Here is an 8,525-nt window from a genome sequence, read left to right on the forward strand (position 1 = left end):
CGGCTTCGCGCTCGCTGCCGAGGCCGTCGACCAGCGAACGGATGCGGGATTCATTCTCGGAATAGGAGCGTTCGATCTGGTTGACTTCGCTGTGGACAAGCGTTTCCAGTTCGACGGCGCGGGCAAGCGTGCGTTCGATGCCTTCGCCCATCGCCGCGACCTCGCGACGAACGGCCTGGCCGATCATCATGACGCGATCCTGGGCAAGGTTTTCCGGCTCGGTCAGGCGGAAGGCCACTTCGGTCATCGACTGTGCGGCGATGCGCATTTCCTGGGCGCGGCGAATCATGGCGGCGAAGGCCCAGAACAGGATGACAGGCACGATGGCCGCGACGGCGAGGCCGATCAGTTCCGGACGGGCGAGGAACTGGTCGAGCGTGCGGATTCTCCAAATGCTCGGTCCGAAAAGCAGATTGGCCAAACCACCGGCACCGGCGAACCAGGCGAGCGAAACGAAGGCGACGACCCAGTAAATGGTGTTCGAGGCACGCCTGTTGAGGCTGTGCAGGAGCGTCTTGTAATCCTTCTGGCGATCGTCATTGGCCGGCGCGAAACCTGCGGGCTGGGCGCCATTGCGCGGTTCCACGGGGCGCAATTCGGCAGGTTTGGCCTTGGGCGCGGGTTTCGCGGCCTGGTTTTGGTTGACCACCGGCTCCGGGTTCTGTTCCGGCTTATGATTGCGTCCCTCGCGCGCCAGCTCGTCGGCCGCCTGGGATATCTGCGCTTCAAGATCCTCCATCGAAGCCGCGATATCGAGGTCGCCGCTGCCGATCTCATTGCTGAGGTCGAGATCGAGTGCCTTTTCCAGTTCCCTGGCCACTTCGCTGTCGAGAGTTCTCGTCGTCGGTTTCTTTGCCATGCCTTCGCTACCCTGTACTAGCTGCCGCGGGCTTATAATTCTGTTTGTCTTGCCCCGCGCAGGAGGCTGAAAATGGACCCCTCGTATCGTAATGACACAGGGGGGTAAAGAAAACATGCATTCCGCGGGATACGTAAAACTTTAAATATAAGGTTAACGGAACTGTGATTTGGACGCCGCTTTGGCAACATTTTTCCGGGCCATTCATTAACCCGTTGTCCATTGGATTCGCCTAGGTTTTTGGGCGAGTCGAAGAAACGGAGTTCGAGTTCATGCGTGGCGAAAGCGGCATCGCCTTCTCAATGCCCGGGGGAGATGTATCCGGACCAAGACGGTCACGGCCGGTCGATTTGGCACACCTTGCCCGCCAGACGATGGGTGACCGCAGCCTTGAGCAAGAGGTTCTGGCGCTATTTGTACAGCAGGCGCTGTCCGTGCGCGACAGAATAGTCGACGCCGATATCAAGGACCGGCTTCTGCTCGCCCATGGATTAAAGGGTTCGGCACGGGGCGTGGGCGCCTTTGCCATCGCCGATTGCGCCACCGAGATCGAGCACCGGCCGGAAGACGGCCAGACGCTCAAGCGGCTTGGTACGCTGATCGACGAAGTGCGCGATTTCATCGCCGCCATCAACCGCTGAATCCGCGCCGAATCCGATTTGCGGAAAAACGTCATCGGGCGGCGCTTTCATGCGGCAGTTGACTTGTCAGCCGGAGTGATTATCTCGGCTGCAACTCCCTTCAGGTGACAAATGACCAAGCTGACTTTCATTGCCCATGACGGCACGCATTTCGACATGGACGCCGAGAACGGCTCTACGGTCATGGAGAACGCGATCCGCAACGCCGTGCCCGGGATCGAAGCCGAATGCGGCGGTGCCTGCGCCTGTGCCACCTGTCACGTCTATGTCGACGAAGCCTGGACGTCTGAAGTCGGCGAGCCGGAAGCGATGGAAGAGGACATGCTGGACTTCGCCTACGACGTCCAGCCCAATTCGCGCCTGTCATGCCAGATCAAGGTCCGCGATGCGCTTGACGGCTTGGTCGTGCGGGTGCCTGCCCGCCAGGGATAAGCGCAACCTTTTTGCCAACTGATTTTTCCCGCTGTGGCTTGGCAGCGGGGCGATGGTCATGCAGTGTCCTGCTGTTTCACCACAGCGCCGCGCGTCCTCTTGGACGCGCAAAGGACGCTGTAGCACTTTTATTTGCGCGTGATCCTTTCCGAAAATCGATCCGATTTTCGGGGTCATGCGCAGCGAGGCACAGGCATGACCGACATCACCAGGACAGACGTGCTTATTGTCGGGGCAGGGCCGGTCGGCCTGTTTGCCGTGTTCGAGCTCGGCCTGTTCGACATGAAGTGCCACCTGATCGACATTCTCGATCGGCCGGGCGGCCAATGCGCCGAACTCTATCCGGAAAAGCCGATCTACGACATTCCAGGCTGGCCTTCGATCTCGGCGCAGGGGCTGGTCGACAAATTGCTCGAGCAGATCGCGCCGTTCAAGCCCGATTTCAGCTACAACCGAATGGTTTCCAGCCTGGAAAAACTGGAGGACGGCAGTTTTCGCGTCACCACCGACGAAAACGAGGTGTTCGAGGCCAAGGTGGTGGTGATTGCCGCCGGCGGCGGCTCCTTCCAGCCCAAGCGTCCGCCGATCCCCGGCATAGAGCCCTATGAAGGCAAGAGCGTCTTCTATTCGGTGCGCCGGATGGAGGATTTTCGCGGCCACGACCTCGTCATTGTCGGCGGCGGCGACTCGGCGCTCGACTGGACGCTGAACCTGCAGCCGGTGGCAAAGAGCGTGACGCTGGTGCACCGGCGGCCTGAGTTCCGCGCCGCTCCCGACAGCGTCAACAAGATGTATGCCATGCAGGAGATGAAGCAGCTGGAGTTCCAGGTCGGGCAGGTGACCGGATTGACCGGTGCCGACGGCCAGCTGTCATCGGCCACCATCAAGGGACCTGACGGCGATGTCGAGGTGCCTTGCACGCGCATGCTGCCGTTCTTCGGCCTGACCATGAAGCTCGGACCGATCGCGGAGTGGGGTCTCAACCTTCACGAGAACCTCATTCCGGTCGATACCGAAAAATTCCAGACATCGGTGCCCGGCATCTTCGCGGTCGGCGACATCAACTGGTATCCGGGCAAGCTGAAGCTGATCCTGTCGGGTTTCCACGAAGTGGCGCTGATGGCGCAGGCCGCCAAGCGCATCATCAGCCCCGGCGAGCGCATCGTTTTCCAGTACACGACCTCATCGACCAGCCTGCAGAAGAAGCTCGGCGTCTCCGGCTGAACTTTACTCGGCCAGCATCGGCGCCGCATTGTCGGCGTAGCCGCGAAGCTCCTTTTCGGGCATCAGCGTCAGCGTGATCAGCCCCAGCAGCAATGTAGCGGCGGCGACGGCAAAGATCATCACGAACGGCTCGACCGTCGCGCTATGGCCAGCGATCCGCACGCCTTCACCGGCAAGCGGCAAGCCGTAGCCCAGAGCGACCGCGCCGAGCATGGCGACCCCAAGCGCACTGCCAAGCGAACGCAGGAATGTCAGCACGCCCGTCGCGACGCCGAGATGCACGCGATCGACGGCGTTCTGGACCGACACGGTGGTGACCGGAAACGTCGTTCCGGTTCCAAACCCGATGCAAATCGTCAAGACCTCGACCTCCAGCAGCGTTGCATATCCTGCGACGACGGCCAGCAGGCAGAGGCACAGCATGCTGAAGACGACGCCCACCATCGCAATGCGCTTGTAGTGGGTGAAATGCGGGATCATACGCCCGCTGAATGCCGCGCCGCCGACGGTCCCCAGCAGAAGCCCAAGCATCGCGATGCCCGACTCCGCTGCCGACAAGCCGAGCACCGCCTGAAGATAGACGGGCAGGTACACAGCCATGCCGACGCTTGCGGCCTGAAGCAGGAACATCGAAAGCGTGCCCGCCAGAACGATTGGATTGCCAAGCACTTCGAGTGAGATGAGCGGCTCGGCGGCGCGCATGAGCCGCAAGGCAAAAGCGCTCCAGAAAATCGCCGAACCGCAGAGAACGCCGATGACTTCAAGCGAAGTCCAGGGATAGGCGCTGCCGCCCCAGTTCAAGGCGAGCAGCAGCAGCGCCGTGGCAATTATCAGAAGCAGCGCGCCCAGGCCGTCGATGCGATGGCGCTTTGCGGCAATGGGCAGTTTCTTGAGCGGCTTGTTGATGATCGCCATCGCAAGAAAACCAAGCGGAATGTTGATCCAGAAGATCAGTGACCAGTGCAGGTGCTCTGCGAAAGTGCCGCCGAGCAACGGACCGGCAATGCTGGCGACAGCCCATGTGCCGGAGAACCAGGCGGCATAGCGTGCCCGCTCGCGCGGCGGCACGAGATCGCCGACGACGGTCTGCGTCAAAGCGAACAAGCCGCCGCCACCGGCGCCCTGGATCGCCCGCCCGACAACCAGCACAAACATGTTGGGAGCCATCGCACTGACCACCGATCCCGCCAAAAAGATCAGGATCGCGGCATAGACGGTCGGCCGGCGGCCGTAGACATCGGAAATCTTGCCGTAGAGCGGGGCCACGGCTGTAGCGGTCAGGAGATAACCGGTGACGATCCATGGCAGATAGTGTGCGTTTCCGAGCGCATGCCCGATGGTCGGCATGGCCGGCGCGACAATGGTCTGATCGAGTGCCGCCAACAGCATCGACAACAGCACGCCGCCGATGATGGCGTTCTTTTCGCGCTCTGTTATCGGCGTGCCGGTTTCCGCCATCGTTTTCTCATCGACAGCCTGGTCCATGATCGTTCATCCATAAGCTTGCGATTTGACCGGCGCTGTTCAGCCGCTCCGGCTTCATGACCGTTTGGATCGGATTGGTGTTTTAAGCTCGTCTGGCGAGCCTGATATGTCGTCCCATATAGGCCGGTTTCGACGGCGGCTCGAAAGTTTTTGGAATCTGGCACTACGCTTCGGTGAATTTGGCTTTCAGTTCGGGTGTGTTCAGGCCGGCGGCAGTCGTCCGTTGCCGATGCGCTCCATGCGGTAGCGCAGCAGCCGCAAGATGCGGCTTTCGAAATTGACGCTTTCGACGCGGTCGAACTGAAGCTGGGCGCGGTCGTGCCTGGCCAGAACAGCCGCGGTGATCGCGGCCGCCTTGGCCTTGGCGGCGTCGCAGTTCTTTTGCGGGTAGGTGGCTTTCAAGGCCTCTTCGAGTTCGCCGCCATGGTTCTTGGCGATTTCGACATGGCGCTCCTCATGGCGCTTGATGTCGGCCGACAGCGTATCCCAGAACAGCCTGACATCGGCATCGGCCTTGCGCGGCCGGCGCCACTCGGGAAGGATCACCTTCACCTTGACGGTCACCACCGCGTCGGCAATCCGGCAGGAACTCGGTGTCTGCGCATAGCTGATGCGGGTGGTGAACGCCATTTGCGTGGCGCCCGGGTGCCGCGTGCCGGTGCTTTTCACCTCCGGCCCGCGTTTGGAGAGTTGTGCCTCGATGTCATCGAGCGTGCTGCCGCCAATGGCGAAATAGCTGTACGTCTTGACGAGATTGGCCGCCGCCGCCGGGTGCGGCGTTATGGCGAGCAGCAGCGCGCAAGCCAAGGATTGTTTCACGCCCAAGGACTGTTTTTCATGCCAAGCATGGATCGTTTCATCATGTTGCCTCTTCGACCACCTTGCTTTACGGCCGTTGCCGGCGCAATGAAATTGATCCGCCAGGGATCACACATGATTGATGAACTCCATGGTCGATGAGCAATGACGGCCAGGCGATGGCAGTTGGCGCATGGACGCCATCTCGACCTTGGCGGCAAGGCCGTGGTCGTCGGCATCCTCAATGTCACGCCCGACAGCTTTTCCGACGGCGGCCAGTTCGACGCCCCTGAAAAGGCGCTGGCCCAGGCGCGCCGCATGATCGGGGAAGGGGCACTGGTTGTCGATGTCGGGGGAGAATCGACGCGCCCAGGTGCTGCCGCGGTATCGGCCAGCCAGGAACAGGCCCGCATCCTGCCGGTGATCGAAGCGCTGGCGGGCGTGAACGAGGTGCTGATTTCGGTCGATACCTATCGCGCCGACACGGCGCGGCTGGCGGTCGCCGCCGGCGCGCATATCGTCAACGATGTCTGGGGTTTGCAGCGCGAGCCCGATATTGCTCGTGTCGCCGCCGATACCGGTGCCGGGCTTGTCATCATGCATACCGGGCGGGATCGCCAGAAGCTGCCGGACGCGATTGCCGATCAGTTGGCATTCCTGCGAAGGTCGCTGGAAATCGCCCGCCAGAACGGCATCGCCGATGATCACATCGTGCTCGATCCCGGTTTCGGATTCGCCAAGGAGACGGCGGAGGAGAATCTCGACCTGATGGCACGCTTTTCGGAATTGCATGCACTCGGCCTGCCGCTGATGGCCGGCACGTCGCGAAAACGCTTCATCGGCACGGTCACCGGCCGTGATGCCGCCGACAGAGGGGTCGGAACAGCGGCGACCAGCGTCATTTTGAGGCTCCAGGGCGCCGATCTGTTTCGCGTCCACGATGTCGCATTCAACGTGGACGCATTGGCGCTCGCCGATGCTATGCTGGCGCGTCAAACCGACCGGGCGAGAAACTGATCGATGTATGTCATCCGCATGAAGAACTGCGCTTTCTTTGCCCGGCACGGCGTGCTGGACGAGGAGGAACGGCTCGGCCAGCGCTTCTATGTCGATGCCGTTCTGACCGTTGATCCAGGCCGGGCGCTTGCCGAAGATTCGATCGAGGATACAGTCCACTACGGCGTTGCATTCAGCGTCATTGAAAAGATCATCACCGGGCAGCGCCGTTTTCTGATCGAGTCGCTGGCGCTCGAAGTGGCCCGTGCGCTGACGGCGCGTTTTCCGCAGATAAAGAAAGCCGAGATCACGGTGCGCAAGCCGAACGCACCAGTGCCCGGCGTGCTCGATTATGTCGAGGTGACCGTTGTCTGGCCCGAATAGTACCGTTTATCTCAGCCTTGGCGGCAATCTTGGCGATCCGGCGAAATCCATGAGCGCGGCGCTGCGCATGCTGGATGCCGACGCGGATACGCGTGTCACCGGCGTCTCCTCGCTTTATCGCACACCGCCCTGGGGCAAGCTCGATCAACCGGATTTTCTCAATGCGGCCGCCGAAATTTCCACCGTGCTTGCACCGCGTGCCTTGCTCGACCTCTGCCTCGATGCGGAGCGCAAGCTGAAGCGGGTGCGCGAGGAGCGGTGGGGGCCGCGGCTGATCGACATCGACATTCTGGTGTTCGGCGACCGCGTCATCCACGAGACCGGGCTGGAGGTGCCGCATCCGCGCATGCTGGAGCGCGCCTTCGTGCTGGCGCCGCTGGCCGAGATCGCGCCCGGCCTGGTTGTCAGCGGTCGCAGCATCACCGATCGCCTGGTCGCCGTCGATACCTCAGGCATCGAGCGATTGTCGTCCGGCCGGGATTGGTGGCTGGCCTAGGTGACACCGGCCTGCAAACGGCGCAGCGAGGCCTCTAACCCGAGAAGCCGCCACCATCCAGGAACGTCTGCTCCTGCGAGGTGGTTTCGCGGCCAAGCATCCTGTTTCGATGCGGAAAACGGCCGAATTGCTCAATGATATCACGATGTTCGACAGCATACTTCAGATAGGGCTCGGCCCTGGCCTGCGTCAGCTCGACCGAAATATCCTGGTCGGCCAGTAGCTCCGAATGCTCATAAGGCAGGTAGAGGAAAACGCGGAGTTCTTCCTCGAGTGCCAGGTCATGACCAGCCGCGATCGCCTTCTCTGCGAAATATCTGGCGAGCGGATCGGTCGCGTACATATGGCCGGTGCCGCGAAAGCAGTTCCGCGGAAACTGGTCGAGCAGGATCATCAGCGCCAGCGCGCCTTCGGTATGTTCCAGCCAGTCGTCGCATTCACGCCGCGCGGCGGCGTAGTGCAGGTCGAGAAAGCGGTCGCGGAACTCGGCATCGAATGCTTCGTTCTTCTCGAACCAGGCATCCTCGCCGGCATCGCGCCAGAATTTGGTGACCGACAGGGCTCTGCTGTCCAATTTCATACCTAATTCCTTGCTCCGTCGGCGGGTTCGGACTTGTGCAGCACACCCGCGGTCTCTTCGTTGAGTGCCTGACCAAGCCGGCGCGGCGTCGAGAGCGGTGTCGGAATCGGCGTGCCGATATTGCCTCTCAGGAAGCGCTGTCCGGCGCGAATGCCTTCGGCGAGCTGGGTTTCGAAGCGGTCGGTGTCGCGGCGCCTGACATCTTCGATCGTTTCAGCCACGTCTTCGGGATCGACGCCCAGAGATTCCAGGGCCGAGCCGCCGAAAACAAGTGCGGATTCGAAGGTTTCGCGCAGTTGGTAGTCGACGCCGGCACGTATGAGCTGCAGCGCCGTTCCACGGTCGAATGCGCGGGCCAGCACGGTGAGCAGTGGGAATTCGGCCTTGATCAGCTGGGCGATGCGAACAGCCACATCGGCCTTGTCGACGCAGATCAGCACGGCGCGCGCCCGGCCGGCACCGGCGGCATGCAGGATGTCCAGCCGCGTGCCGTCGCCATAGTAGACCTTGAAGCCGAAATCGGCCGCCGCCTGGATCATTTCGACGTCATTGTCGATGATCGAGACGTCGATGCCGCGCAGCAACAGCGGCTGGCTGGCGATCTGGCCGAAGCGGCCGAAGCCGATGATC

General features: G+C 61.8%; 10 protein-coding genes and 1 pseudogene. 6 read left to right on the forward strand and 5 right to left on the reverse strand.

The features are described from left to right. Positions 1-859, reverse strand: a pseudogene (locus EN949_RS29425) (kinesin); the annotation flags it as partial. A gap of 272 nt (positions 860-1,131) precedes the next feature. On the opposite strand from EN949_RS29425, the gene EN949_RS29430 reads away from it, so the two are divergent. From EN949_RS29430 to EN949_RS29440, 3 genes are all read left to right on the forward strand, one after another. Beyond that, positions 1,132-1,500 (forward strand): Hpt domain-containing protein, encoded by a 369-nt coding sequence (locus EN949_RS29430; RefSeq protein ID WP_023813039.1) that lies wholly within the window; start codon positions 1,132-1,134, stop codon positions 1,498-1,500. A gap of 111 nt (positions 1,501-1,611) precedes the next feature. After that, on the forward strand, positions 1,612-1,932 hold the full coding sequence (locus tag EN949_RS29435; protein WP_127366477.1) for a 2Fe-2S iron-sulfur cluster-binding protein: 321 nt from the start codon (positions 1,612-1,614) through the stop codon (positions 1,930-1,932). 195 nt (positions 1,933-2,127) lie between these two features. Continuing rightward, positions 2,128-3,156: an NAD(P)/FAD-dependent oxidoreductase gene (locus tag EN949_RS29440; protein ID WP_013531877.1), complete on the forward strand. Its 1,029-nt coding sequence runs from the start codon at positions 2,128-2,130 to the stop codon at positions 3,154-3,156. Positions 3,157-3,159: 3 nt separating this feature from the next. Here EN949_RS29440 and EN949_RS29445 read toward each other — a convergent pair whose 3' ends face one another. Both EN949_RS29445 and EN949_RS29450 read right to left on the reverse strand, forming a co-directional pair. Then, entirely contained in the window at positions 3,160-4,641 is a 1,482-nt protein-coding gene (locus EN949_RS29445; protein WP_013531876.1) for an MDR family MFS transporter, read from the reverse strand. 201 nt (positions 4,642-4,842) lie between these two features. Then, positions 4,843-5,460, reverse strand: a complete 618-nt coding sequence (locus EN949_RS29450) for a DUF922 domain-containing protein (protein WP_127371242.1) — start codon at positions 5,458-5,460, stop codon at positions 4,843-4,845. A gap of 144 nt (positions 5,461-5,604) precedes the next feature. Here EN949_RS29450 and folP point away from each other — a divergent pair, with 144 nt between their 5' ends. From folP to folK, 3 genes are read left to right on the forward strand one after another with little or no spacing between them, the layout of a single operon-like run. Further along, entirely contained in the window at positions 5,605-6,456 is an 852-nt protein-coding gene (gene folP, locus EN949_RS29455) for a dihydropteroate synthase (RefSeq protein WP_063167918.1), read from the forward strand. A gap of 3 nt (positions 6,457-6,459) precedes the next feature. After that, positions 6,460-6,819, forward strand: a complete 360-nt coding sequence (folB, locus tag EN949_RS29460) for a dihydroneopterin aldolase (RefSeq protein ID WP_013531873.1) — start codon at positions 6,460-6,462, stop codon at positions 6,817-6,819. Further along, entirely contained in the window at positions 6,803-7,315 is a 513-nt protein-coding gene (folK, locus tag EN949_RS29465) for a 2-amino-4-hydroxy-6-hydroxymethyldihydropteridine diphosphokinase (RefSeq protein WP_013531872.1), read from the forward strand. The genes folB and folK overlap by 17 nt, the downstream gene beginning before the upstream one ends. Positions 7,316-7,349: 34 nt before the next feature. Here the strand turns inward: folK and EN949_RS29470 are convergent, their stop codons facing one another. Together EN949_RS29470 and EN949_RS29475 are read right to left on the reverse strand one after the other, a co-directional pair. Then, on the reverse strand, positions 7,350-7,895 hold the full coding sequence (locus tag EN949_RS29470) for a DUF924 family protein (RefSeq protein ID WP_127366762.1): 546 nt from the start codon (positions 7,893-7,895) through the stop codon (positions 7,350-7,352). Between the two features lie 2 nt (positions 7,896-7,897). Then, positions 7,898-8,525: NAD-binding protein (locus tag EN949_RS29475; protein WP_206534973.1), on the reverse strand; the 628-nt coding region annotated here is incomplete at its 5' end.

The organism is Mesorhizobium sp. M7A.F.Ca.US.007.01.2.1, from assembly GCF_003998165.1.
In the GTDB taxonomy this organism is placed as follows: domain Bacteria; phylum Pseudomonadota; class Alphaproteobacteria; order Rhizobiales; family Rhizobiaceae; genus Mesorhizobium; species Mesorhizobium ciceri.

What these genes read in the sequence shown, in the direction of transcription:
- folB (WP_013531873.1), top strand. Translation starts at nt 6,460, where the DNA reads ATGTATGTCATCCGCATGAAGAACTGCGCTTTCTTTGCCCGGCACGGC.
- EN949_RS29440 (WP_013531877.1), top strand. Translation starts at nt 2,128, where the DNA reads ATGACCGACATCACCAGGACAGACGTGCTTATTGTCGGGGCAGGGCCG.
- EN949_RS29470 (WP_127366762.1), bottom strand. Translation starts at nt 7,895, where the DNA reads ATGAAATTGGACAGCAGAGCCCTGTCGGTCACCAAATTCTGGCGCGAT.
- EN949_RS29435 (WP_127366477.1), top strand. Translation starts at nt 1,612, where the DNA reads ATGACCAAGCTGACTTTCATTGCCCATGACGGCACGCATTTCGACATG.
- EN949_RS29430 (WP_023813039.1), top strand. Translation starts at nt 1,132, where the DNA reads ATGCGTGGCGAAAGCGGCATCGCCTTCTCAATGCCCGGGGGAGATGTA.
- EN949_RS29445 (WP_013531876.1), bottom strand. Translation starts at nt 4,641, where the DNA reads ATGGACCAGGCTGTCGATGAGAAAACGATGGCGGAAACCGGCACGCCG.
- folP (WP_063167918.1), top strand. Translation starts at nt 5,605, where the DNA reads ATGACGGCCAGGCGATGGCAGTTGGCGCATGGACGCCATCTCGACCTT.